Here is a 22,692-nt window from a genome sequence, read left to right as displayed (position 1 = left end):
CTACCGCTTCGGGAATCCGATCACGATCATCTCGGTGGCGTCCGTCTTGCCCGGGACACGGCCGGTGCTGTCCGGGAAGTTGTTGTCCTGCATGACGGCGATCCTGTTGCCCGGCAGGGGGAGCAGGGCCTCCACGGACTGCAGGGGGAACTTGAAGGGGTCGCCGAGACCGTAACCCCCGGCGGGGTCGTCCGAGCCGATGTGGGCAGGGTTGCGCAGGTTCAGCAGGTCGGCGACCTCGGTCTTGACGAGGTAGCCGTCCGCGTCGGTCTTGCGCCAATCGATCAAGTAGACGCGCTTGAAGGTGGCCTTGGGCCCCTCGTCGTCCTCACGCTCGATCAGGATGGCCCGGTTGGCGTCGAGGGACTGCATGTCGGCGATGCGGTAGTCTTCGCCGTCCGTCCGGTACTGCCAGGAACGATCGGTGTATTGGTTCTTCTGGGTGTCGAACTCGTAGATGTAGCGCCGGAACGGGTTGGCGTCATCGGTCAGCCGACCTTCCACCGAGGGGTACAGGAAGCGTCCGTCGGGGGAGGAGGCGAGGGCTTCGAAGCCGCGGCTGCCCTGCACCGTCGTGGGCTCGCCGTCCGCCGACGTCGGGTGGTTCGGGGATTTGAGCGAGGGATGGGCGATCGGGGCCTGCAGCAGCTTGCCGGTGCTGTCGAAGTGCAGGAGGAACGGCCCGAACTCGTCGCCGACCCACATCGACCCGTCGGGGGTCCGGGTCACCGACTCCACGTCGAAGTCGCCGCCGGTGAGCAGCCGGTCCGTGGTGTCGTCGTTGACGATCTTGAAGGGGATCTTGTGATCCGGGTCGCGGAGTGAGAGGAACTGGCCCACGTCGATGGTCCCGGCTCCGCCGCGGGCCGTTTCCCAGTGCGGTGTGAAGCGGTAAAGCCGGAGCAGGAAGTCCACCGAGTTGCCCTTGGTCCCGAAACCGTTGTCGGGCATGGCCCAGAACGCGCCCTTGCCGTCGAGGAGCATGGACGAGATCCCGAGCACCAGCTGGCTGGGGTAGGGAGGCGTCATGCCGTTGTTGGGGTCGCTGAAGGCGCCGGTGGGCGGGCCGGGGGCCGGCGTGTAGGCGGGCAGCGTGGCGCGGGCGAGCAGGGTCGCGCGAGCGGGGTCACCGGCGGGCGGGGCCGCCTTGCCGGCCGCGAAGGCGGGAGTACCGACCAGCATGAGCGCCGCGGTGGCCAAAAGAACGAGAGGGCGACGTCGCACGTTTTCTCCTGAGGGGCGGAGCGGTGATGGGGCATTGGCGAGTCGGATCAAATCGGTCGACCATTAATTGCTGTTACGGACTTGATGTCGGCAGGCTGTAGCGATGGCGAAATGCCGATGACATCCGCTGGTCGCGCCGTCCGCCTCCGTCCCCGCGGGAGCCTGACCACCCACCCGTCCGGGACCGTCGCCGTCCACGTGGTCTCGTCGAGGAGCGGGTCTTCGCGTGCCGTCAGCCCAGCTCCTGCGGCAGGTGTTCCCAGGCGGCGCCGGTGTGCGGGATGAACAAGATGCCCTGCAACGTCACTGGCCACCCGCCGCACCCGCCGGTACAGGCTGCGCCTGCTCAGGCGGGGCCGGTTCAGCAACCGTCACAGCCGTGGAATCGTCCATGGTCCCGGGCGAGCCGGCAGGGCCGTACGGCCTCCACCGGCGACCGGAACTCCAGCTTGAACAGGGCGGAGCCGACGATGTCCGCCGTGAGGTCCTCGTGGCTGAGGAGTTTGCGGTGGACCCCGAACTGCCACTCGTGGCCCTGCCGACCGAGATCGAACTCCGCGTAATGGATGCAGTCTCCGGAGTGGCAACTGATCGCGCAGATCTTTCCAGTGGTCAAGTGGCGGCTTCCGGAACGGCTTCGGTCCCAGTCCGAGGCGGGTGGTTCACCACCGGTCGGCAGATGAGTCAGCGGTGCCTGTACGTCAACCACCGCAGGGCGGTCTCGGCCGGTCCCCTCCGCCCGCCGGAGGCCGACAGCGCGGCGAGTACCACGGTGGCCAGCCAGGTCACCACGGCGATGCCGGACGCCGCGGCATCGCCGACACGCGCGCCGAGCCCTCCCATGTACGGTGCGAACACCGCTACGAAGATCACCGACTGGAGGAGGTAGCAGGTCAGTGACCACTGACCGCATGCGGCGAGAGCCCTGACGACCGGGCCGGGACGCCCACGTCGCATCCGACCGGCGGCGAGTCCGATGATCGCCGCGTACGCGAGCCCGCCGGCGATGCCCGTCACGCTGTGCAGGGCGTACGCGGCCACGGCCGGCATGTCCGCCGGCGTCCAGATCCGGGTGTCGATCAGCATCAACGGCACCCCTCCGGCGACGGCCAGCCCTGCGCCCATGACCGCGACTCGGGAGAGCAGGCCCCGGTGCGGCGCCGGGTCCTCCAGCACGCGGCGCCGGGCCGCCCAGATCCCGAACAGGAAGGCCGGCACCACGCTGGCGGCGAAGTAGGTGGGCGTCATCCAGGCCCACCCGATCAGCCGCATCACCGTCGCCTCGATCGGGTCCGCCATGGCGGCGGGCGTGTCGCCCTTGGGTACGGAGACGGTGAGCAGCCCGAATGCGAACAGCACCACGACGTGCAGCACGAGCCCGACGACGGCGGCCCGCAGCACGGCCCTGTCCTCGCGCCGTATGAACCCGACGAGCACGAGTCCGACCAGTCCGTACGCTCCGAGGATGTCACCGAAGAACAGCAGCAACGCGTGGCAGAACCCGAACGCCAGCAGCCAGAGGCTCCGGCGGCGCAGCACCTTGCGCACCTGAGCCCAGTTCCTGCCTGCGGCGAGCTGCCGGTTGGCGAGCTGCACCAGACCGTAGCCGAACAGGGCGGCGAACATCGGCAGCGCGCGCCCGTCCACCAGGAGGATCTGCACGCCGGCGACCAGGCGGTCGAGGGCGCCCCCGTCGAGGGTGTAACCGCGGAAGCCCACCTCGTGACCTGGCAGGTACAGGTGCGCGTGCGCCAACGCGATGAGCAGCAGCATCAGCCCGCGCGCGAGATCGGGCGCGAGCGCGCGCTGGGCGACGGGAGCGGCCACGTCCCTGGGAGTCGGTGGGGCAATGGACATGGTTGTCCCCTCGTAATTAGATACATGAATGTAGCTAATGCTCAAGGTAAGCTACATCTGTGTAGCTGGGCAAGGGGTGGTGATGGGCGACCACGGCGTCAGGCCGCGCCGACGCGGCGAAGAACTGATCAAGGCCATCCACGACGCCGTCCTGGAAGAGGCGGTGGAGGTCGGCGTGGGACGGCTGACCATGGAGGGCATCGGCCGGCGCGCGGCCACACCCCGCACCACGCTGTACCGCCGCTGGTCAGATCCGGTAGAGGTGCTCCTGGACGCGCTCTACCACCAGCACCCGGTCGAGGAGCCGTCCCCCGGGGCCGACGATCTGCGCGGTGACCTCATCCATGCCCTGCGCCTCATGGTCGAGTGGGCTCTCAGCCCGGCAGGCCGCGCGGTCGCCTCCATCCTCACCGACCCGAAGAGCGCCGCGCTGATGTCCAAGGCGCTCTTCGAACGAGTCTTCGCCAACCGGGGGGGCACCTTCACCCGCACCGTGCTGCAGCACTACGCCGACCGGGACCGCTTCCCGGCCGAGTTGCTCACCCCGGTCGTGGCCGACATCGGTGAGGCCCTCGTCACCAAGCGCCTGATCGACACCGGGGCACCACCCACCGACGAGGACCTCGCGGCGATCGTCGATCAGGCGATTCTGCCCGCGATCGGGTTCGATCCGCGAGCATCGCGAGCGTGAGCTCAGGGAACGGCGCTCTCCTGCAGCCGGGCCGGAAACCCGGCACTGGTGCGCATGCCGTGACCGCCGACCACGGAGACGAACGATCGCCCCACCATGACCGGCAGCGTCGGCGGCGGAGAAGCCGGCTGGTCGGGCGGAGTCAGTGGGAAGTCAGCAGATCTCCTCGGAGGGGGTGAGGGGCCGCATCGTGACGAGGAGATCGGCCGGTGCCCGGGTCAGGCGTCAGGGTTGTCGAGGATGACGACGGGGGCGTTCTCCACATCCAGCCACTCACTCTTCAGGCCCATGCCGGTGGCCGCTTCCATGAAGGCGAACGCCGCACTCTGCTTGCCGCGGTAGTCCTGCGGGTCGAGGCCGTCGAGCATGATGCGCAAGTCTGCCAGGATGCTCCGATCGCCTTCCTCGACGATGTGCTCGGTGAAGACGAAGTCGCCCATCCGCGTCCTGATCCTGCCGTCGGCCGCGTAGAGGACGGTGTATCCCCCCTTGAAGTGCCAGGTCGTCATCCACACCCGTGACTCCTTGCTGAGCTCGACGAGGGTGCGGCCGGACGGGGCCATGCCGTAGGTGAATTCGAGGAAACCCCAGGTTCCTGCGCCTTCGAAGACGAAGAACACGGGCTGGAGCTCATCTAGGGCCTCCTCCGTGGGGTACTCCATGACGCGATGCTCGGGGGCGCGACCCCCGTTCAGCCGCCGGAGGAGATCGTCCACCGTGATCTCTTCGTTGAGGGGCTGCACGATGATCCAGCAGAGTCCGTCCTCCAGCCACTGGTGCCACTCGAAGAGGCTGCGGTAGTGATCGATCACATGATCATTGTGGCGGAGGTCGAGCAGCCTGACGAAGGCCCGACTCCAGATGGTGGGATCGGGCTTTCTGTCTGATCAGGGACTATGCGGCCGGTTCTCCGTCTGAGGCGGGCCGTACGGCCTCCACGGGGCTCTCGCGGGCTGGAGTCAGCGAAGAGTCGAACACTGCACGGCGTCCTCGCCCGGGAGTCCAATCCCTTTGAGGTGTGCGCTTGAGGTGTGCGCTCTTCTCCCGTGCCGGTGTGGGCGTGATCGGTAAGGTGGTCGCCATGGGTGTTCTCGTCGACTACTTCACGGCGGACTCCGAGCAGGCTGCCCGATCGGTCCTACCCGGAGGGCCGGGAGCCGCGAACCTGCCGTACGTCGACTGCAAGGGATGGCTCGATGAGCCCGACACGCTGGCCGCGGAGCTCAGCGGACGTGACCTCAGCGAGTTCGGGGACAGCGAGGCCGTTGCGGACGACGGTGAATCGGCGAGCGTGGACCGGATAGCACCCGAGACCGTCGTCGCGCTCGCCACCGTGGATGACGCGCGGCTGCGCGAGTACGCCGAGGAGGAACTGCTCGACGAGTTCGAGCTCGGACGCGTTATGGCCCTGCGAGGCCTGGCCCGCGAGGCGGTACGGCTCAACCAGGGGATGTATCGCTGGGCATGCGCCTGAGCGCCTCGAACAACTCCTCGCGGAGCGCGGGCGGAAGCTTCCGGCCCATGTCCAGGGGGCTCACCAGCGCTTGATCGTCGTTCTGCTCCAGGGCCATGTCCGCCAGGAACTCCAGGCTGAAGCCGGCCTGCTTCCGGTGACGTGCGTCCGGCCAGTTCCCCACCAGGGGCAGCACCGCCTCCACCCGTTCGCTGATCCGGTCGAGGAGCGCGTAGCCGGGCAGGCCGGGCAGGCGCTGGGCCTGGAGGTCGATGTGATGGAAGGCGACGTAGTCGAGCTCCGCGCCGGTGAAGTCGTTGCCGGTGAAGTCGTTGTGGTCCCTGCCCAGCGCGGCCTGGTGGTCGGCCGGACGGCCCCAGAAGTTGATGTTCCGCACGCGGCCGCGGAAGACGCAGTCGACGAACTCGGCTTCGGACGTGGACGTCTGGTCCCTCAGGCGAGAGCGGTCGAACAGGCACCTTTCAAACCGGACGTTACCGAAGAAGGTGAAAGGCGCGAAGCGGGTGCGCCGGAACACACAATCGCGGAAGATCGACTGCGGCCAGTCGGCCCCGTCCCAGCGCCCTCGCATGCCGGTGATGCCCATCGAAAGTTGTTCGAAGACGGCGCCGGAGAAGTCGCAGCTTTGGAATACGCCACCGTGGACGTTGAAGTCGGCGAACCGCGTTCCGGAGAAGTCCACGTTCACCAGCCGTGCCCGGTCGAAGGTCACGCCGGATACTCCGGCGGGCAGATCGAACCGCTGGTGGCGGAGCTCTCCGCGAGCGATCCACACAGGTGACCACTCTTCCGGGCTCGCCTGGAGACTGAACCGCCCGAACGCGCTCACGCCGGCCGCCTGCTGCGGCTGGGACCAGGAGACGTTTCCGCAGAGCGCCTCACCGCAGCGAGAGGACCGGCTGCGGTGACGTCCTGTGAGAGTACGAGATCATGCATGCGCGGAGTCTCGCAGTCTGATCCGACAAACAGCCGGCCGAGTGACCAGGCCGGTCCGGGGAGCCCTTTCACCCGGCCCCACCGGTCGCCGTCTGTGCAGGGACGGACGTCGTGGGGCACTTGTCGGGCACGGCTCGCCTGCTCATCCCTCCAGGGCGCGCAGCCGCTCGGCGATGTCGGCTGTGTCCTTCAGCTCTCCGGTGGTCACCGAGACCACCAGGGCTTCGGCTGCGTCGGCATCGGTGCCGCTCAGCGTCTCGCCGTTCAGGTCGAGGTAGGTGCCCTCGCCGAAGACGGTGGCCTGCGGCCGCAGCACGGCCACGTGGAGCTGACCGCCGTCACGCAGGCCGACCGTGGGCAGGATCTCCTCGGCGATGGCGAGGACGTCGGTCTTGGTGAGGTAGACCGTCATTGGGACAGGCGGCGGAGCAACGCCGACGGTGAGTCTCATCGGGAAGCCGAAGCCGCAGATCCATGAACTGAATGGTGCCTCAATGCGGTACCGAGTAACGGAACCGTGTTGTTCCGGCGCCGGGCTGAGCCGGCCGTTGAAGCTGACGATCCTGGGTCGAATCTTCTCTACGTCATCATGCCGCCGCCCGGTGGGTGGCGGGCGGTCGGTCCGGAACCGGGCGGGCGTGCGGCCTCCCCGGGCCGGTCCCGCCTGACCGGCCCACCGCACATCGAGCGCCAGGCGGAGACAGGGAAGAAGACCAGCAGGCCGGACGGGGTACGGCGACGCGACAGCCGTACGGCGACGCGGACAGCGGAGGTCAGGGCATGCCTCCGGCGGGGGCACTCCGGCCCCGAGGTGATCAGGGTCGCGGGAAAGACGCGCAGGTGATCACTGGACCTTTACGCGGGTTATCGGTGAGAGCGTTGCGGGCTGCGAACGGTCAGGCCCCGATAAGATCACGGATCTACGGCATGGGACGTGGCCTTTGCGTTGCTTGATGATCTTAAGGCGATGGGTCGGCTGATCTTCCCTGCAGCCTGCTTGTTCGATCCGGGACGGTCCGCTCATTCCGACTGATCCGCAGGCTGCGATCATGCTCATGAGGTACGGGCTAGCATGCGCGACATGCCTCTAGACGACGAGTTGACAGCTCGCATGGCCGACCCCGACTTTTGGGGGGCATACCTCTTCGAAGACGACGCGCCCGAGTCTGACCTCGACGACGAGGAATCGTTCACCGCGGACTTCCAGGTGGGCGAAGGACTCGCCCTCGTTCTTGATCTAGACGTTGTCACCGGATACTTCGACCTCGCTCTTGTCGCCCCCGAGTTGGCCGAACCCATCACCGTCGGCTGGGACGATCAGGCCCACCCCCACCCCCACGCCATGCGTTGGAGCGAGTTGGACCTGCTTGCCCGGGCCCTGGCAGTGCACGATCCCCAGTTCCGCCACCCCGGGCCGGTGCTTGCGCTGCTGGCCCGCTTCGTCGTTCTTGACGAGCATGACGATCCGGACGTCATCACTCCACTGATGGACGCGGCCTTTCAGACGGTGCGCCCCCGCCCGGGGAACGGCTTGCGGCCCGAGACCCGCGACTGGTTCGAACTACGCGACCTGCGTGGCTGTGGCCTGCGCTGGACAACTGGGGACAACGGCCATCTGACCGTCGAGCAGATCGACCCCGACTCCGCCCCGTACGACCTCTACTCACTGCGCACCCCCGGATCCACAGACTTCCCCTTCACCGCTTGGACCGCTCTTCTCAATCAGGCAGAGCAGATCCTCGCCGCTGCCATGGCCGCTCCATCCCTGCGGACCCCCGCCGTCCGCGCCGCCCTCGACCGCTGTACCACTGCTGAAGGCCATGCTCACCTCGGACCGCTTGCCGCGGCGCTGCAGACCGCGGACGTGATCCACCCCGCTCTCGTACGCGCCCTGACCGAGCCTGTGAGCAGGGCCGAGTCCTGCTGGGCCGTGGAGACGCTGGCCGGGCTGCCGCGAGGCTCCCTCGTGAAGCGATGGTATGGACCAAGTCCCCTGGCCGGCGCACAGTCATGGGAACTGTGTCTGACGCTCGCCACCCAAGACCGTCCAGAGGAACACGCCCGCATCCTGATCTCCGACCTGAACGACACCTTGAAACAGGAAGGGCTGGGCGGCGCCGAGATCGCCGGCGAAGTCACTCGCCGGGATGCCCTTGGACACTGGACCAGCGTCTCTACCTCGGCCGACATACTTATCCGGGACGATCTGCCACGAGGATTGGCGTTGATCTCACAGATCCTGCGTAGTCGCGACTCCGTGGATACCGCCGAACTGCGCTACGCACCCCCGTCACCTGTTTCGATTCCCATTCCTTGACATCATCCTGGACCGGTGAGGCCGTCGGTGGGATCGTGCGAGTGGGTGCGGCGGCCGTGGGCGAGCCGGTTTTGGGGTCGGCCAGGTCGAAATGGTGGCCCTTGGGACGGCCGTTCGGTCCTTCGGTCCTTCGGTCCTCCGGTCCTCTGGTCCTTAGGTCCGCGCGCGGCCGGCGTGTGCGGGGCCTCGCTGATCGACCGGACCGCCCGGTCGCCGAGACGTCCGTCCGCATCGCCAAGCGGCCCGGACGGCCCGGCACCCCCACCCGGTTGCTTGGCTTCGGTGCCACCGTGGACACGACCGACCTCTCCGTGGCGGTCTTCCCCGGCCGGCTGCGGGGACTGAACGCCCGCGGGGCGGCTGCGTCCGAGTGCGCCTCCGCCTACGCGGGCTGGATACGGAAGACGATCAGCGGCTTCCGGGCACGACGGGTCACATGACGCGCACGGGCGGGTCGACGGTGAACATCTCCAGGGCGTCCGGGTCCGGCGCGACGCCGATCCCGGGGCCCTCGGGCACCGTGATGGAGTCGCCCTCCAGCTCGACCGGGGCGGTGATGTCGCGATCGTAGTAGCGGGCGGTCGCTGAGATGTCGCCCGGCAGTGTGAAGCCGGGCAGGCTGGCCAGCGCCAGGTTCGCCATCCGGCCCAGCCCGGTCTCCAGCATGCCGCCGCACCACACCGGCACGTCGCCCGCCTGGGCCAGGTCGTGGATGCGGCGGGCTTCCAGGTAGCCGCCGACCCTGCCGGGCTTGATGTTGATGATGGAGCAGGCGCGCGCCCTGATCGCGGCGACGGCGGCGCGGGCCGAGGTGATCGACTCGTCCAGGCAGATCGGCGTCTCCATCCGGGCGGCGAGCTCGGCGTGCCCGTGCAGGTCGTCCGGGGCGAAGGGCTGCTCCAGCAGCGTCAGGCCGTAGGCGTCGAGGCGGGCCAGGTGACGGGCGTCGGCGGGGGCGTAGGCGGTGTTGGCGTCGGCGGTCAGCATGAGCCCGGCGCCGAACGTCTCGCGGACCAGCCTGACCGGCTCCAGGTCCCAGCCGGGCTCGATCTTGAGCTTGATCCGGGCGTAGCCGGCGCTGACGTGCCGGTCGACGGTGTCGAGCAAGGCGTCAAGGGTGGTGGCGATGCCCACCGACACGCCCACGCGGACGCTGCGCCGTACCCCTCCCAGATAGGCGGCGAGTGAAAGGCCGCGTGCCTTGAGCACGGCGTCCAGGACGGCCATCTCGACGGCGGCCTTGGCCATCGGATGCCCGCGCAGGTGCGCCAGCGCGGGCGCCACGCCGGCCGGATCGAGGTCGGGTACGGTCAACAGACCCGGCAGGAGGAAACGCCGGATGATGTCGGCCGCCCCCTCCAGGTACTCCGGGCTGTAGGTGGGCTCGTCGTCGGCCACGCACTCGCCCCAGCCTTCCTCCCCCTCGGAGCCGCGCACGCGCACCAGCAGCGCCCTGCGCACGGTCTGCGTGCCGAGAGAGGTGCGGAACGGCGTGAGCAGCGGCAGCGCGACCGTGTGCAGCTCGGCTTCGACGATCCTCATGCCGCACGCTCCAGTACGTACCAGCCGTCCTTGGTGAAGGCGGTGATCCGGTAGCCGCCGGCGAGCGCGCCGTCCAGCGCGGCCCGCTGCGCCGCCCGCCACCTCGCGGCTTCCTCGGGGTGTTCGCGCCGCAGCCGCTCCACGTCGGCGGGCGTGGCACAGCGCAGTACGGCGGCGCCGCCCGGCTCGTGCGCTGACCCGGTCTCGTCCAGGATCACCACGGCCGCCTCGCTCCCGCGCGGCGGTCCCGCGACCGGGCCCGGGTTCACCGGCCAGTGCGCGAACAGCCGGTCGGAGGCGTCCGCGCCGTTGATGCCGTCGCTCATCGGCCCGTAGAAGTCGGGCACGTACCGTTCAGCCCGTGCGCCGAGTCTGGCCAGGTTGAAGAAGGCGTTGCGGCGCACGAGCGGGTCGAAGGTCCAGGAGATGGAGTTCAGGCCGCGCTCGACGGCCCACCGGCGCTGGTGCGCCTTGATCGCCTGGCCGACCCCTCGGCCCCGCGCCTCGGGCGCTACGCCCACGATGTGGGAGTGCAGGCTGCCGCCCTCGGCCAGGAACCCGGAGGCGGCGGCGACGAGCTCGCCGTCGAGGAAGGCGCCGCCGACGTAGCCGCCGGCGTGGTGAAAGGCGCACATGAGGTCGACGGCCAGCGGCGGGTCGTCGCCCGGTCTGACGCCCCAGACACGGCGCAGCAGCCGGTCGGCGGCCTGGAACTCGGAGGTGTCGTGGAGGATGCGGAGTTCGACCATGCTCACCAGCATTCCGCCGGGCCGTCGCCGGGGCGTTGGCGTGCGAGCCAAACTTCACTCGCCGCTGTTTGTGCCGGACGCCCGGATCTCGCCCAGCCGCAGCTGGAGGCCCAGGACGATCCTGACGTCGGGGTCGTCGAGCGAGATCAGCTCGCCGATGCGGCGTAGCCGGTACCTGAGCGTGTTGGGGTGCAGCGACAGCGTCTCGGCGGCCCTGGGCACGTCGTAGTGGGCGGCCAGCCAGACGCGCAGGCTGTGGACGTAGTCGGTGCCGTGCCTGGCGTCGTGCTCGGCCACCAGCGACAGCGGCTCGCCCAGCAGCGCCGGGCTGGTGCGCATCGACGCCGCCGCGTCCAGCAGGAACAGCGCCGCTGCCAGCTCCTCGTGCAGGCCCACCTCGCCGCCTGCGAACGGCCCGCACATCACGCGCAGCGCCTCGTCGGCCTGCCTGGCGCTGGCAGGGGCCTGCGCGACCGAGGCCACGGTCCTGCCGACGCCGGCCCGCCAGCGGCCGCCGAGGCGGCCGTTGATCTGGCCGAGAGTGTCGGCGGTGATGCGCCGCAGCAGCGGCGTGCCGGCCTCGACGGCCACGACGGCGTAGGTCCTGCCGTCCACCGCGCCGACGGCGGCCCTGATCCGGTAGGCGTTGTAGGCGGTGCGCAGCAGGTCTCCGGCGTGCGTGGCGGCGAAGACGTCGGTGCGCCTCCTGACCTCCCAGGCGCCGACCGCCACGACCGTGACCGGCTCCTCCGGGTGCAGGCCGAAGGAAGCGGCCAGCTCGCCGACGGGGCCGACGCCCCGCAGCAGCCAGCCCAGCCACTCGTCCCTGCTCCTGCGGGCCTTGTCGGCGGCGAGGCTGATGCGTGCCAGGTGCGGGGCGGCGGTCCCGGCCGCTTCGGCGAGCACGGTGGCGGCGTCGGGCGTGAGCGGCTCGTCGGCCTGGATGGCCCAGATCGTGCCGAGCGCCTCGCCCCTGGCGCGCACCGCGATCGCCAGCCTCGGCAGGTACTCGCGTGGCTCGAAGCTCCAGACGGCCTGGTCGGAGCGTAAAACGGCAGCGTACTCCTCGGTGTTCGTCGGATGCTCGGGGACGCGTCTGCCGAGGATGCCCTCCCTGCGTAGCTCGTCGATGCGCTGGCCGCCGATCGTGGAGTAGGCGAGCACGCGCATGGCCAGGTCCTCGATGGCCACGGCGCCGCCGATCCGGGCGGCGACCTGGTTGGCCAGCGCGAACAGGTCGCCTGCCTGGGCGCCGCCACCCAGGTCGGCCGCGGGGGCGACAAGTGCGAGCAGGGCATCGACCAGCGCGTAGAGCTGGCCCCACGACAGGCCGGGCGCGGCGGCCAGCAGCGCCACGCCCGCGCCCTCCGCCGCCTCGGTCAGCGCGACGGCGTTGCCGAGCCCGGCCCGCACCACGACCGCGGTGGCGCCCGCCTCGGCCGCGCGCTCCAGCAGGGACGGTTCCGGGTTGACGGTGACCAGCAGCAGCGCTCCGTCGAAGGCGGTCAGCGGCTCGTCGGAGCCGTAGATGACGGGCGCGCCGACCATGGCCTGGCGGCCGGACGGCAGGCACAGTGCGGTGACCGCCTCCGGCCCGAGACTGTCGAGCAGCACGCCGAGCGTCACCCGGCCCTGTGCGCTCACCCGGCTTCCCGCGGCTGGAGGCACCCGCCGCCCCGGCGGAGAAGGCGTCCATGCCCGCCGCCGGTGAACTCGCCGCCGCCGATCACCATCCGGCCGCCCAGGAGCACGTGGATGGCGCCCGCCGGCCGTATGCCGGGCTCGTCGTAGGTGCCGTCGTGCCTGATGGTCGCAGGGTCGAACACGCACACGTCGGCGGTACGGCCCGGCGGACCGGACCCGTCATGCAGGGTGCCGCCACGCAGGATGAGGTCGTGCATGGGGTGAGCCTTTCCTGGGATGAACTCTGTCCACTCCGTCAGTCGACGAGAAGTCCGTCGGCTTTCAGGAGTTCGTCGGCGTTGCAGGAGGTGGCGGCCACCATCGTGTCGAGGACGGCGAACCGCACGGTCTCGGGGAATGAGCGGGGACGGCCGGACGATGGAAGCCCGGCCTCCCGCGTTCACTGACCCGACAGCCGAACTCCGCGCGCCCCGGCCCGTGCTGCAGGCCAATCCCCCGTCCTAGACCAGGCCAGGGGGGATACCGACGGCCGCGGTGCCCTTGGGCTGGGCGACGAAGCGCATCCCGCGCAGGCCGGAGCCGCTGAGCAGCAGGTCGCCGCCCTCGTCGAGACAGAAGGCGAAGGGGCCCGCCTGCCACGTTCCAGCAGGTGCGGGCGTGACGGGTACTTCGAACGTGAGACCGACGCGCAGCACCTCTTTCCGGAGTACGGCGAGCACACCGAGCTCGTCGTTGAGCCAGGCTCCCTCCGGCGCGGGGCCGTCGCCCGGCGGGTCGCACGGGGTGAAGGAGGCCGGCCACCTGATCGACCTGGTGTCACCCAGCAGGAGCCGCCCGTCCTCCAGCGCCAGCCAGGCCCCTTCGGCGTCTCCTTGCCCGTACCAGCGGCCGTCGTCGCCGGGCGCGAGCACGGCGGAGCCGGTCAGGGAGATCCTGCCCTCCTCGGCGGGTTCGAGCGTGAGCGTGGCCCCGCCCGCCGGATCGCGCCAGTGCCCGAGCAGCGCGGTCCTGCCCGCCTCGCCCGTGGCCGCGTCGGCGAGGGCGGGCCGGGCCGCCGGGTCCTGGCCGGTGAGGGCGCGGGCCAGGTGCATGCTGATGCCGACCGGGTCCAGTCCGCTCTGGTTGGTCAGCACGGCCACGCCGAGGCCGGGCTCCGGCAGGTACAGCAGGTTCCCGACATAGCCGTGCATGCCTCCCGCGTGGCCGTACGCGCTCAGCTCTCCGACCGTGAAGTGGCAGATCCCGTGCGCGTACGGCAGTACGGCGCCGTCGGTGAGCACGGCCCTCTCCAGCAGCGCCTCGCGCAGGTCGGCGCCCAGCACCCGGCCGTCGGCCAAGAAGCCGAACCACGGGGCGAGGTCGGCGACGCTGGTCACCACGCCGCCGTCGCCGACCGCGCTCTCTTCGGTGTCGGCCCTGGTGCCGGCACCGGTGTAGCCGAAGGCCATGCGGGGCAACGGAACGGAGGCGTCGTCGCGGAAGACGGTGTCGTCCATGCCGAGCGGGCCGAACAGCCGGTCGCGGGCGAACTCGGCCAGCGACCGCCCGCTGACCCGCCTGACCACGGCGGCGGCCAGGATGTAGCCGGTGTTGGAGTAGGAGAAGTCGGTGCCCGGCTCGAACATGGTCCGGCGGATGCCTGCCACGATCTTCATCAGCCGCTCCTCGTCCAGCATCTGGAGCGGGACGCCTGTGACGGCCTGCAGGGCGTACCACTCCGGCAGGCCGCCGGTGTGCTGCAGGCACTGGGCGATCGTGACGGGCATGTTGAGCCGCAGCTCGGGGATGTGCGTCCTGACGTCGTCCGACAGGCTCAGCCTGCCGTCCCTGGCCAGCAGCAGCAGGCACGCGGCGGTGAACTGCTTGCTGATGGAGGCGATGTCGAAGCGGGTGCGGGAGTCGATCGGGACGCCGAATTCGACGGTGGCCACGCCCTTGGCCGAGGTGTGCAGCGCCCTGCCGTCCGCGTAGACGCCGACCGCCAGGCCCGGGGTGTCCGGGCGGACGCCGGGGAGGGCGGCGAGGGCGTGTTCTACCTGCTCAAGATCCATCTTTCCAGTATCTGGATCCCCGCGCGTGAACCGTATGGCCTGAGCGGCAAACCTGTGGCCTGTCTGGTTGGCGTACGGGCCAGCGGGCCGGCTAGCGCCTGCCATACAGGGCCATCCGGCTGATCATGGCGTCGGCGGCGAGGTGGTAGCAGACCGTCACGCAGCCCAGCACCTCCGTGGGCGTGGTGAAGGCGCCGGCGAGCGTCTTGTCGGCGATCCTGCGCACGCCCGGGATCTGCGCCCCCAGCTCGGCCGCGGGTGTGCTCGGCATGTCGATCTCAAGCTCGAACACCTCGGGCAGCCGGAGCGGCGTCAGTTCCCCGGCCCCCCGTACGGTCTCCGCCGCCGCCTCCCGGATCAGCCGTCTGGCCTCGGCGGGCGAGAGGCTGTCCGCGGCGGTGTGCCCGTGCGCGACCTTGACGGCGACCGTCCGCACGCCGGGGAAGGTCTTCTCCGCGACGCCGCAGATGACGTCGTCGCCGGTGAGCAGTCCCACCGGGACGCCGACCGCGGCGGCCTGCAGCGCGTTGACCTCGGCCTCCGACACCGGCCGGCCGTTGAGCCGCACCTCGTAGAAGTGCGAGGAGTAGGTGTGGGCGAGCACGCCCGGCGAGCCGGCCGCGGCGTGGTAGCCGAGGAACATGGCCACGTCGTGCTCGGCCGAGATGCCCTCGGCCATGCAGTCCAGCTTGGGAGTGCCGAAGATCAGCCGGGCGCGCGGATCGAGCTCCTCGTGCAGCAGGTTGTCCATGGTGCCGTGGCTGTCGTTGACCAGGACGCTGTCGGCCCCGGCCGCGAACGCGCCCTCGATGGCGGCATTGGCCTCGGCGGTCATCAGCCGCTGTGATCGCGGATACCCGTGGCCACCGCGGACGACCTGGTCCATGGTGGCGATGCCCGTCACGCCCTCCATGTCGATGGAGATGTAGACCCGCACCGGCTACTCCCTTCCTTTTCTTGGCCGCCGTCACTTCCTCGGCCGCCGTCACTTCCTTGGCCGCCGTCACAGGATGTCAGCCTGGGGAACGGCGGGCTCCGTCGCCGGGGCCGAAGCCGGGCGCCCGCCTTTGGCGTCCCGCACAGCGGCCGGGATCACGAAGGCGGCGCCGACGGCCAGCAGGCCGAGCGCCGCCGACAGCAGGTACGTGTCGACGAAGCTCTGCTCGGTGGGCACCCCCGCCACCGCGCCGGAGGCCAGCACCATGGCGCCGAGCTGCGCCCCGAACGTGCCGCCGATGCTCTTGGCGACGAAGACCACGCCGCTGACCCCGGCCGCGCGTTCACCGGGCACGTCGGAGGCCACGGCGTTGAGCCCGGCGGTGAGGCCGATGGAGGCGCCCAGCCCCATGACCGTCACCGCGGCCATGACCTGCCACGGGGAGGAGTGCCACAGGGCCAGCCCGCCGGTCCCGGCGCAGACGAGCGCGCTGCCGAGCACCAGCACCGTGCGCCGTCCGAGCAACCTGGTCATCGGCCCGACCAGCGGCGCGATCACGGTGCCCGCGACGCCCATGGGGAACATGTAGATGCCGATCCACAGGGTGTCGGCGCCCAGGCCGTACCCGGTGTCGGCGGGCGCGGCCAGCATCATCGGCAGGGCGACGACGAGGCCGAAGGAGGCGAAGCCGAGCAGGACCCCCATGGCGGTCACCCCGGCCGGAGTGCGTCCGGCCAGCAGCCGCAGGTCCACGAGCGGGTCGGCGACGCGCAGCTCCACGACCGCCCACGGACCCAGCGTCAGCGCGGCGGCGGCGAACAGGGCGAGGGTGGCCGGAGCCGTCCAGCCCCAGGTGGAGACGGCGGTCAGGCCCAGCATGAGCAGGGCCACGCCGCCGCCGAGCAGCAGCCCGCCCGCCCAGTCGACGCGACCGCCGGCCGCGCGCGGGGTGGCCGGCACGGTGAACCAGGCCAGGAGGGCGGCCGCCGCCACGCCGGCCACGGCCAGCAGGAACAGCGCCCGGTAGCCGAGGGCCGAGCTGATCGGCCCGGCCAGGATGAGGCCGAGGGCGCTGGCCAGCGCGGCGACGCCGACCATCAGGCCGTTGCCGGTGGCGGCGCGCTCGGGGGTGAGGGTGTCGCGGAACAGCCCCACGGTCAGGGGCAGCACGCCCAGCCAGACGCCCTCGATCGCCATGCCCGCGATCAGCACGGTGATGTTCGGCGCCAGGGCGGCGAGGAGGACCCCGGCGCCGCTGATCGCCATCAGCGCGAGCAGCACACGCCGCTTGTCGTACATGTCGGCCAGCCGGCCGACGATCGGGGTGCTGATCGCCGAGCTGATCAGCGAGCCGGTGAAGATCCAGGCGAGCGCGCCGGGCGAGGCCGCCAGGTCCCGCTGGACGAGTGGGAGCGCGGGCGAGAGCATCATCTCCATGGTCTGGAGGACGCCGATGAACAACACCGGCGCGCCGATGACGCCGAAGCCGGATCTGGACATGGTTCTGCCTTTCGGGGTGGGGTGACGTGCGGCCGTGTGGTCCCCCCGAACCCCGGCCGTGATCTAGGCCGGGCCGAGCACCTTCGGCGTGATCAGCGCCTGGGCGGTCTCGACGAAGAACTCCTCGTCGGCCTCGTGGGCGCCGAGCACGACGCCCTGGCCGAGCCCGGACAGCAGGGCCTTCAGCGCGCGGGCCAGGCGAAGTGCCTGCTCGCCCGTGACGGCGGCCCCGTCGTGCTCCCGGCCCGTGAACAGCGCGGCGAGGTCGACCTCAGTCGACCTGATCGAGGCGTTGAGCCTGCCGCGCAGGTCGGGGTCGTTGAGCACGAGGTCGAGTACGCGCGTCTCGAACAGGAGCCCGCCGGCGGCCCGCGGGTCGGCCGACATGCGCAGGAACCGGCGGGCGACCTCGGCCACGACCTCCTCCAGCGGGATGCCGGGCTCGGCGGCCCCGATCGAGCGCAGGTCGAGCGGACCGGTGTAGTCGTCGACCAAGGCGACCATCAGGTCGTTCTTGCCGCCGAACAGCGAGTAGACCGCGCCGGTGGTCAGGCCGGCCAGTTCGGCGATGTCCTCCAGCTTCGCCTTGGAGCCCTCCCTGCCGACGACCTCGCGCGCCGCCTCGATCAGCGCACGCTTGTTGGCCGCCTTGCTTTCCGCTCTGTTCAGCCGCATGACACCTCCTGCATGCCAGAAGGATAATCTGGTTTACTAGAATAATCCAGATTATCAGGAGGCTCGAAAATGGACATCGCCCACCACATGAGCCGGGTGCCGGACTACACCGCGTTCCCCATCGTGGACCAGATGCACGCCGAGCTCGACGACCTCGCCGCCGCCCACCCCGACCTGGTACGGCTCCGCCGCATCGGCACCTCACGTCTGGGCGAGCCGCTGCGCGTGGCGACCATCGGCGCGGGCCCCCATGACGCCGTGATCATCGGCGGCCCCCATCCCAACGAGCCCATCGGCGCGCTCACCGTCAGCGCGCTGCTGCGGCAGCTCGTCGAGGACGCCGCGCTGCGCGAGGAGTTCGGCTTCCGCTGGCACCTCATCCCGTGCGTCGATCCCGACGGTGCCCGGCTCAACGAGGGCTGGTACTCACGGCCGAGCGACCGCCGCGCCTACGCCGAGCACTTCTACCGCCCCGCCGAAGTCGACCAGGTCGAATGGACCTTCCCGTTGACCGGCGAGGACTACTTCTTCGACCGCACCATGCCCGAGACCGAGGCGCTGATGCGGCTGATGGACGAGGTCAAACCCGCCTTCGTCTACTCCCTGCACAACGGCGAGCTCCAGGGCGCGTTCTACTACCTCAGCAAGCACGCCCCCGCGCTCGCCGCCCGCCTGGCCGCCATCGCGACCGCCGAGGGCCTGCCCCTGCACATGGGGCCGCCGGAGGTGCCGAGCGCCGTGCCGATCGGCCCCGCCGCCTACATGACCCCGAGGGGCGCCCAGATCGCCGCCACCTACGGCATCGGCGGCGCCAGCGTCGACTACGCCGACCGCTTCGGCGCCCTGCACCTGATCACCGAACTGCCCTACTGGGCCGACTCCCGCGTCGCCGACCAGACCCCCACCGACCAGAAGTACGGCGACGCGATCCAGGCCAACCTCACCGCGCAACGCGCTCTGATCGCCGAACTGGCGCGATCCCTGGCCGCCGTCAGAGCCGACCTGACCGTCAGCTCCCCCTTCCGCCGCGCCCTGGAGGACTTCGTCGGCGCCCACGACGAGTTCATCGGCGAGTGGGAGAGCCTCCCCGGCACCGACCGGCCCGCCACCGTGGCCGAGGTGGTCGGCAACCGGCAGACCGTGCACACCATGCGGCTGAGGTACTGCGGGACCTACCTGCGCATGCTGGACGCCGAGCTCGGCGCGGGCAACCAGACACCGGCCATCCGGGCCGAGCGGGCCCGGCTCGGGGCGCGCTTCGACGAGTGGTTCGCCGAGGCCGAAGCCGAGGCGGTGGCCACGCCGATCCCGCTCCGCTCGCTGGTCGCCGTGCAGCTCGGCGCGGCGTTGCTCGCGGCAGAGTCCGTGAATCGGGCAGATTTCTCCTGAGCCCTGACGCAGGGCGTACCCGTTGGTTCCCCATGATCGCTACCGGTTCCGCCACACTCGACATCCCGAGATGTCAGTGGGGAGCGGCAGCCGCCGGCAGTCGGGGCGACATGAGGTGCGAGTAGATCGGCCACTGTCTGTCAACGACCCGAGACGTTCGCCACCGAGGCGTTCACCCCCTTGACCCGCTGGTCGGTGCGGGCCAAGGGCATCGCCTGTCTGCGGGGCCCGCCGCTGGAGAGCTCACCGGTCCGTATTGGAACGATCAGTTATGCGCGGGGTGGCGGCCTGCTCGCGATGGACGGCGGGTCGCCTCGGGACGATCGGCCAGGAACGGGGGTTCACCGCCCGGGATCGATCTGGGGACGAGGACATCATCGCTTCCCACATGCACGTGCGGCGGCCTCGGCGACCGCTGTATCACGCAGAGTACGTCCTCCACCCCTGCCGTATCGGCTCTCGCCTGATGGCGTATAACCGGGATCATGGCAGCGGATACCTTTACGGATTCGACGACATTCCTCACCTCCAAGGGCGCCGCCGAGATCCCTCACCCCGGCGGCACACTCCTGCAGCACCTGCAACGCGTCGCAGCCCAGCTCAAGGACTGGGGGGCAGACGAAGACGTGCAGTTCGCCGGACTGTGTCACGCAACCTACGGCACAGACGGCTACGACCGCCGGCTCCTCGACCTCACCGATCGGGCCACACTGATCGAGACGATCGGGTCCCGGGCCGAGGCGCTGGTATATCTCTACGCCTCCTGCGACCGTGCAGCGACCTACCCTGCCCTGCGCTTCGTGGACCGCTTCACGGACCGGCCGGTGGAGCCCTCCGACGCCGAGCTGGCGGCATTTCTCCTGATCACGGCCGCGAACGAGATCGACGTCGTTCGGCACAACGCAGACATCCGCGCCGAACACGGGGCCGGGCTGCATGCGTTCTTCACTCGTTGTCGGCACCTGCTGCCACCGATCGCCTGGGAGGCCGTCAAGGAGACCTTCGCGGTCCGCATCGCAAGCCTCGATCACCTGGTCCTGACCGTGGCCGATATCTCCCGGACGATCGGCTTCTACCGGGACGCCCTCGGCATGGAGCCGGTGGCCTTCGGCGACGGCCGCCAGGCGCTCACCTTCGGCTCCAGCAAAATCAACCTGCACCAGGCCGGGCACGAGATCAGGCCGCATGCCCTTCACCCGGAGCCCGGCAGCGCCGATCTCTGCCTGATCACCAGCTCGCCCCTGCATCAGGTGGCCGCCCATCTGACCGCGGCGGGCGTACCCATCGAAGCGGGGCCAGTCCCGAGAACCGGTGCGCTCGGCCCGATCACCAGCCTGTACATCCGAGACCCGGACCACAACCTCATCGAGATCGCCACCTACGACTGATCCAGCAGCCCTGGTCTCACCTGGGGGAGGTCAAACTCGGCCCGGGAAGTGATCTTCCGACAGGCCGGCCTTCGTACGGGCTCCCCGCAGCAGCGACAGCACGACGTACGCGTGCAGCGCCGTACCCCCGGAGGCCCTGAGCACGGCTTCCGTCTGGTCGAGGGTGAGCGACGTGGGCGGCTTTTCCTTGGGGACCTCGCAGAGCAGCGCGACGTTCCGTTATTGCCGTTTCTGTAGAGTTTGGCGCCATGCGTACCCCCCATATCGCCCTGCTGGCCGGGGCCCTGGTCGGTCTGATGCTCACCGGCATCGCCCACGCCGGTACCGGTCCCACCGGTGCTGCTGGTGCGCCGGTTCCCACCGGTACCAAGGCGTTGACCCATAACCCGCTGTACCGTGGCGGCAAGCTGACGGTGCCCTGTGGCCGCCGACCGGAGAGCTCCGGCAGCGTCGCAGCCGCCCAAAAGCACCTGACCACGATGCTGAGTTGTTTGAACGCCTCATGGTCGGGACAGCTGAAGAAGGCCGGTCTGGCATTCAAGAAACCGAAGATCCGGTTCATGTCCAAGCCCGGCCATGCGTGCGGGTCGGCCTGGGGCAAGAACGTCACCGGCCGTTACTGCGTCGATGAGCGGCAGTTGGTGATCATGATCAAGGATTACGCCGTCGCGGACCCGGCTGACCCGGTGCTGCTGCACCTGATCGCGCACGAGTATGCCCACCACGTTCAGAACCTCACCGGTATGTGGACCGCTTACCGGAACATGCCGGCTCCCACGAAGGAGCAGGCGCTGGCGCAGAGCCGTCGCGCGGAGTTGCAGGCCGACTGCCTGGGGGCGGCGTTCATGGGCAGTATCTGGGCCTCGCAGGAGGACTATCAGGACAAGGACTGGAAGGAGGTCGTGGACCTCTACCGGCGCAGTGGTGATGACAGTCTCGACAAGGAACGTAGCCACGGCACAGGAAAGAACCGGGTCGCCTGGCTGCAGAAGGGGTTCGCTGCTGCCTCCCCGGCCGCCTGCAACACCTGGAGCGCGCCGGCGTCCCGCGTCGCCTGATCACGCCCTCCCAGGGAAGCCATGGGCTGTACTCCGAGATGAGAGGTGGATGCCGCCCTGCCGCAGCGTGGGAACTTCATGGTTCATTGTTCTTGGAATGAAGGAGGGTCTCCGGGTTCGGTGTGGATCGCGACACCTACATCGAGCCGACGGGGACCCTTTCAGGTTGCGGTGACCACGGCCAGGCGGTGGGCCGAGCGCTACCGGTCGTACGGCCAGGCGGGCATGAGTGGATGATCGTGAAGGCGACGGGGGGCCGGTCCGGTGCGGGGGCACAACCTGGGGTCGGCGGCGGCTACGACCGGGTGCTGGAGCGGCCTCGCCGAGCGGCGGACAGCACCTGGCCAAGGGCCAAGGTGCTGAGGCCGAACATCAGGACGCCCAGGGGGACATGGAGCGGGCTCATGCCCGCGATGCCCAGCGCGACCTGCGCCGACGCGAGGACAAGGAAGCCGGTGGCGTACAGGATGGGGCGGGGTGTGCCGCCGCCCGGGCGCCAGGCCAGGATCGCGGCGAGCACGTACAGCACCGTCGCGCCGTACATCACGGGTGATCCGATGTGGTGCAGCTCCGTGTCGTGGGACGACAGCAGCATTCCGGCGGTGGCCGCCTGGAAGAAGATGCTCAAGGTCTGCACGGCGACCGCGATCTTCAGGAAGGTGTGGCCGCCGTGCGTTGCCGTCGTCTGTCCGGTCATGGTGCGTGGTATCCCTTTGCTGGCGGGTGGCAGTGGATGAGTGGTGTTTCGGTGGTCCGGTCTGTTCATCGCAGGGTGAGCGGGGTCTCGGAGGCCACGCGGGTCAGCTTCTGCGGGTTGCGGACGTAGTAGAGGCCGCTGATGCGGGCGTCCTCGACACGGATCGCCAGGACGCCGTCGAGCTCGCCGTCCACGCGGAGGAGGAGTGCCAGGTTGCCGTTGACCATGGTGGGGTCACCGGTGAGCGTGGCCTGGGCCTTGCCGGTGCTGCCGACGACGAACTTGCCGATGCCGCCGACGATGAAGCGGGCCACCTTGTCGGCGCCGGTGATCGGCCGCGGCGCGGCCTGCTTGATGCCGCCGCCGTCGCTCATCAGGACGACCTCGGGGGCGAGCACATCAAGGAGGGCCTGCAGGTCCCTGGTCTCGAGCGCGCGCTGGAACGACTCCAGGGCCGCCCGGGCCTGGCTCGGGGAGACCGCCTCGCGAGGGCGGCGGGCATCGACGTGCCGGCGGGCGCGGTGCGCGATCTGGCGGACGGCCACGGGGCTCTTGTCGACGGC

Annotated in this window: 22 protein-coding genes and 1 pseudogene; 7 read left to right on the top strand and 16 right to left on the bottom strand. The window is 70.1% G+C overall.

Going from position 1 to position 22,692, the window contains the following annotated elements; all coding sequences use genetic code 11:
* The 3 genes from ACWDS7_RS02025 to ACWDS7_RS02015 form a co-directional block, all read right to left on the bottom strand.
* Positions 1–1,224 carry an esterase-like activity of phytase family protein gene (locus ACWDS7_RS02025; protein ID WP_451927692.1) on the bottom strand — a complete coding sequence of 408 codons (1,224 nt, stop codon included), beginning with the start codon at positions 1,222–1,224 and terminating at the stop codon, positions 1–3.
* A gap of 361 nt (positions 1,225–1,585) precedes the next feature.
* The gene (locus ACWDS7_RS02020; RefSeq protein ID WP_451927691.1) at positions 1,586–1,840 is read right to left on the bottom strand and encodes a hypothetical protein; all 255 of its coding nucleotides are present in this window, start codon (positions 1,838–1,840) and stop codon (positions 1,586–1,588) included.
* A gap of 68 nt (positions 1,841–1,908) precedes the next feature.
* The gene (locus tag ACWDS7_RS02015) at positions 1,909–3,081 is read right to left on the bottom strand and encodes a DUF418 domain-containing protein (RefSeq protein ID WP_451927690.1); all 1,173 of its coding nucleotides are present in this window, start codon (positions 3,079–3,081) and stop codon (positions 1,909–1,911) included.
* A gap of 82 nt (positions 3,082–3,163) precedes the next feature.
* Here ACWDS7_RS02015 and ACWDS7_RS02010 point away from each other — a divergent pair, with 82 nt between their 5' ends.
* Positions 3,164–3,772 carry a TetR/AcrR family transcriptional regulator gene (locus ACWDS7_RS02010; protein ID WP_306863560.1) on the top strand — a complete coding sequence of 203 codons (609 nt, stop codon included), beginning with the start codon at positions 3,164–3,166 and terminating at the stop codon, positions 3,770–3,772.
* 218 nt (positions 3,773–3,990) lie between these two features.
* Here the strand turns inward: ACWDS7_RS02010 and ACWDS7_RS02005 are convergent, their stop codons facing one another.
* Positions 3,991–4,584, bottom strand: coding sequence for a hypothetical protein (locus ACWDS7_RS02005; RefSeq protein WP_451927689.1), 594 nt, complete (start codon positions 4,582–4,584; stop codon positions 3,991–3,993).
* 269 nt (positions 4,585–4,853) lie between these two features.
* Here ACWDS7_RS02005 and ACWDS7_RS02000 point away from each other — a divergent pair, with 269 nt between their 5' ends.
* Positions 4,854–5,246, top strand: coding sequence for a hypothetical protein (locus ACWDS7_RS02000; RefSeq protein ID WP_451927688.1), 393 nt, complete (start codon positions 4,854–4,856; stop codon positions 5,244–5,246).
* Here the strand turns inward: ACWDS7_RS02000 and ACWDS7_RS01995 are convergent.
* Together ACWDS7_RS01995 and ACWDS7_RS01990 are read right to left on the bottom strand one after the other, a co-directional pair.
* Positions 5,212–6,021 (bottom strand): pentapeptide repeat-containing protein, encoded by an 810-nt coding sequence (locus tag ACWDS7_RS01995; protein ID WP_451927687.1) that lies wholly within the window; start codon positions 6,019–6,021, stop codon positions 5,212–5,214. The two genes, ACWDS7_RS02000 and ACWDS7_RS01995, sit on opposite strands and share 35 nt — an antisense overlap.
* 303 nt (positions 6,022–6,324) lie before the next feature.
* Positions 6,325–6,594, bottom strand: a complete 270-nt coding sequence (locus ACWDS7_RS01990) for a hypothetical protein (RefSeq protein ID WP_451927686.1) — start codon at positions 6,592–6,594, stop codon at positions 6,325–6,327.
* Positions 6,595–7,263: 669 nt separating this feature from the next.
* Here ACWDS7_RS01990 and ACWDS7_RS01985 point away from each other — a divergent pair.
* Positions 7,264–8,499 (top strand): hypothetical protein, encoded by a 1,236-nt coding sequence (locus tag ACWDS7_RS01985; protein WP_451927685.1) that lies wholly within the window; start codon positions 7,264–7,266, stop codon positions 8,497–8,499.
* A 290-nt stretch (positions 8,500–8,789) separates the two neighbouring features.
* Positions 8,790–8,939: a hypothetical protein gene (locus tag ACWDS7_RS01980; RefSeq protein WP_451927684.1), complete on the top strand. Its 150-nt coding sequence runs from the start codon at positions 8,790–8,792 to the stop codon at positions 8,937–8,939.
* Here ACWDS7_RS01980 and menC read toward each other — a convergent pair.
* From menC to ACWDS7_RS01940, 8 genes are all read right to left on the bottom strand, one after another.
* A complete protein-coding gene (gene menC / locus ACWDS7_RS01975; protein WP_451927683.1) occupies positions 8,932–10,041 on the bottom strand; it encodes an o-succinylbenzoate synthase in 1,110 nt (369 codons plus the stop codon). The two genes, ACWDS7_RS01980 and menC, sit on opposite strands and share 8 nt — an antisense overlap.
* The gene (locus ACWDS7_RS01970) at positions 10,038–10,790 is read right to left on the bottom strand and encodes a GNAT family N-acetyltransferase (RefSeq protein WP_451927682.1); all 753 of its coding nucleotides are present in this window, start codon (positions 10,788–10,790) and stop codon (positions 10,038–10,040) included. Before ACWDS7_RS01970 ends, menC begins: the two co-directional genes overlap by 4 nt.
* 54 nt (positions 10,791–10,844) lie before the next feature.
* Entirely contained in the window at positions 10,845–12,434 is a 1,590-nt protein-coding gene (locus ACWDS7_RS01965; RefSeq protein WP_451927681.1) for a PucR family transcriptional regulator, read from the bottom strand.
* Positions 12,431–12,691: a hypothetical protein gene (locus ACWDS7_RS01960; RefSeq protein ID WP_451927680.1), complete on the bottom strand. Its 261-nt coding sequence runs from the start codon at positions 12,689–12,691 to the stop codon at positions 12,431–12,433. Before ACWDS7_RS01960 ends, ACWDS7_RS01965 begins: the two co-directional genes overlap by 4 nt.
* A 243-nt stretch (positions 12,692–12,934) precedes the next feature.
* Positions 12,935–14,485 carry a serine hydrolase domain-containing protein gene (locus ACWDS7_RS01955; RefSeq protein WP_451927679.1) on the bottom strand — a complete coding sequence of 517 codons (1,551 nt, stop codon included), beginning with the start codon at positions 14,483–14,485 and terminating at the stop codon, positions 12,935–12,937.
* Positions 14,486–14,576: 91 nt separating this feature from the next.
* Complete coding sequence (locus ACWDS7_RS01950) at positions 14,577–15,422, bottom strand: M55 family metallopeptidase (protein ID WP_451927678.1); 846 nt, start codon at positions 15,420–15,422, stop codon at positions 14,577–14,579.
* A 66-nt stretch (positions 15,423–15,488) separates the two neighbouring features.
* A complete protein-coding gene (locus ACWDS7_RS01945; protein WP_451927677.1) occupies positions 15,489–16,922 on the bottom strand; it encodes an MFS transporter in 1,434 nt (477 codons plus the stop codon).
* A gap of 63 nt (positions 16,923–16,985) precedes the next feature.
* The gene (locus ACWDS7_RS01940) at positions 16,986–17,597 is read right to left on the bottom strand and encodes a TetR/AcrR family transcriptional regulator (protein ID WP_306863595.1); all 612 of its coding nucleotides are present in this window, start codon (positions 17,595–17,597) and stop codon (positions 16,986–16,988) included.
* Positions 17,598–17,666: 69 nt separating this feature from the next.
* Here ACWDS7_RS01940 and ACWDS7_RS01935 point away from each other — a divergent pair, with 69 nt between their 5' ends.
* The 3 genes from ACWDS7_RS01935 to ACWDS7_RS01925 all read left to right on the top strand — a co-directional run bounded on the left by ACWDS7_RS01935 (position 17,667) and on the right by ACWDS7_RS01925 (position 21,432).
* Complete coding sequence (locus ACWDS7_RS01935) at positions 17,667–18,986, top strand: M14 family zinc carboxypeptidase (RefSeq protein ID WP_451927676.1); 1,320 nt, start codon at positions 17,667–17,669, stop codon at positions 18,984–18,986.
* 485 nt (positions 18,987–19,471) lie between these two features.
* On the top strand, positions 19,472–20,374 hold the full coding sequence (locus tag ACWDS7_RS01930) for a VOC family protein (RefSeq protein WP_451927675.1): 903 nt from the start codon (positions 19,472–19,474) through the stop codon (positions 20,372–20,374).
* A gap of 248 nt (positions 20,375–20,622) precedes the next feature.
* Positions 20,623–21,432, top strand: coding sequence for a neutral zinc metallopeptidase (locus ACWDS7_RS01925; protein WP_451927674.1), 810 nt, complete (start codon positions 20,623–20,625; stop codon positions 21,430–21,432).
* 295 nt (positions 21,433–21,727) lie between these two features.
* Here the strand turns inward: ACWDS7_RS01925 and ACWDS7_RS01920 are convergent, their stop codons facing one another.
* Both ACWDS7_RS01920 and ACWDS7_RS01915 read right to left on the bottom strand, forming a co-directional pair.
* Positions 21,728–22,129: a hypothetical protein gene (locus ACWDS7_RS01920; protein WP_451927673.1), complete on the bottom strand. Its 402-nt coding sequence runs from the start codon at positions 22,127–22,129 to the stop codon at positions 21,728–21,730.
* 65 nt (positions 22,130–22,194) lie between these two features.
* Positions 22,195–22,692 (bottom strand): annotated as a pseudogene (locus tag ACWDS7_RS01915) (RNA polymerase subunit sigma-24); the annotation flags it as partial.

The sequence above is a fragment of the Streptosporangium sp. NPDC003464 genome, assembly GCF_053588315.1.
Note: the sequence above shows the minus strand (reverse complement) of the source record. Positions and strands in the feature narration are given on the sequence as shown.